The organism is Mesorhizobium sp. M1E.F.Ca.ET.041.01.1.1, assembly GCF_003997355.1.
Classification (GTDB): Bacteria; Pseudomonadota; Alphaproteobacteria; order Rhizobiales; family Rhizobiaceae; genus Mesorhizobium.
On sequence record NZ_RZSL01001044.1, the window covers coordinates 1 to 1,215 of the forward strand.

General features: G+C 61.6%; 2 protein-coding genes. One reads left to right on the forward strand and one right to left on the reverse strand.

Going from position 1 to position 1,215, the window contains the following annotated elements; all coding sequences use genetic code 11:
• The coding region (locus EOA38_RS37185; RefSeq protein ID WP_189435202.1) for a lytic murein transglycosylase at window positions 1–402 on the reverse strand (402 nt) is incomplete at its 3' end.
• A 240-nt stretch (window positions 403–642) separates the two neighbouring features.
• Here EOA38_RS37185 and EOA38_RS37190 point away from each other — a divergent pair.
• On the forward strand, window positions 643–1,215 hold a 573-nt coding region (locus EOA38_RS37190; protein WP_145966320.1), incomplete at its 3' end, for a UTP--glucose-1-phosphate uridylyltransferase.

The following is a 1,215-nucleotide window of genomic DNA, read 5'->3' on the forward strand; positions in this document are numbered from 1 at the left end:
GTTCGATTCCATCGACCAAATGGCGAGAAGGATGTTGCGGTCGACTCCGAACCGCGCCTCGATGCGATCCAGCCACGGCTTCCATTTGCGCGCCATTGCCTGACCGTTGGCTACCGACTGGTCATGCACGCGGTTGTCGAAATAATCCCAGGCGGGAGCGGTGAATTCCGGCTGGGTGCGGGCCTTTTCCAGCACGACCGGATCGGGCTCGATGCCCCTCATGGCCTGATCGTAGACAGCGCCGGAAACGCCGCCTTGCACGGCGGTGGCACGGAAGCCGGTCACCCACTGGCGGAACCCGGCATCGGCGAAAGCAGGTCCGGCAGGCATCAGCAAGGCGAGGGTCAGGCCGGCGGCCGTCACCATTGCCGTCAGGCGCCTTGCGGTGTTGCGAACGGACATCTTTTCCTCCTTCGTCAAACAGGAAGGATCATTCAACGCCGAACTGGGTTAGTATTTAGTTTACCATAGGTGCCGCCGGGAACGAAAAGAGGGGTCGCGGCTTTTAGCCCTGCACGCTCAACTCGGCCGTTCCGTAGTTCAACATTTCGGCGTGAAAATGATTCCGGCGTGAAAATGTCCGGGGGGATTGCGGAGCGGATCGCCGAGCGGATAATTGACCCAAAACATGGGTGAGGCAGCATGAAGCCAGTTCGCAAGGCAGTTTTTCCGGTCGCCGGCCTGGGCACACGGTTTCTTCCGGCCACCAAGGCCATTCCGAAGGAGATGCTGACCGTCGTCGACCGGCCGGTCATTCAATATGTCGTCGACGAGGCGCGCGATGCGGGCATCGAGCATTTCATCTTCGTGACCGGGCGCAACAAGGCGGTCATCGAGGACCATTTCGACGTTCAGTTCGAGCTCTACGACACGCTCGCTCAACGCGGCAAGGACGATCAGCTCGCCCGCCTGCAGCGGCTGCAGCCGGCGCCGGGGCAGACCAGCTTCACGCGCCAGCAGGTGCCTATGGGGCTCGGCCATGCCGTCTGGTGCGCGCGAGAACTGGTGGGCGACGAGCCTTTCGCGCTGCTTTTGCCCGACATGATCATGCAGTCGGAGAAAAGCTGCATGAAAGGCATGGTCGAGCTTTACGCCGAGACCGGCAACAACATCATCGCCGTGCAGGAATGCGACCCGGCCGAGGCGCATAAATACGGCATCGTCGGCCGCGGCGAGGATACCCACAATGGCTTCCGCATCACCGGGATGGTGGAG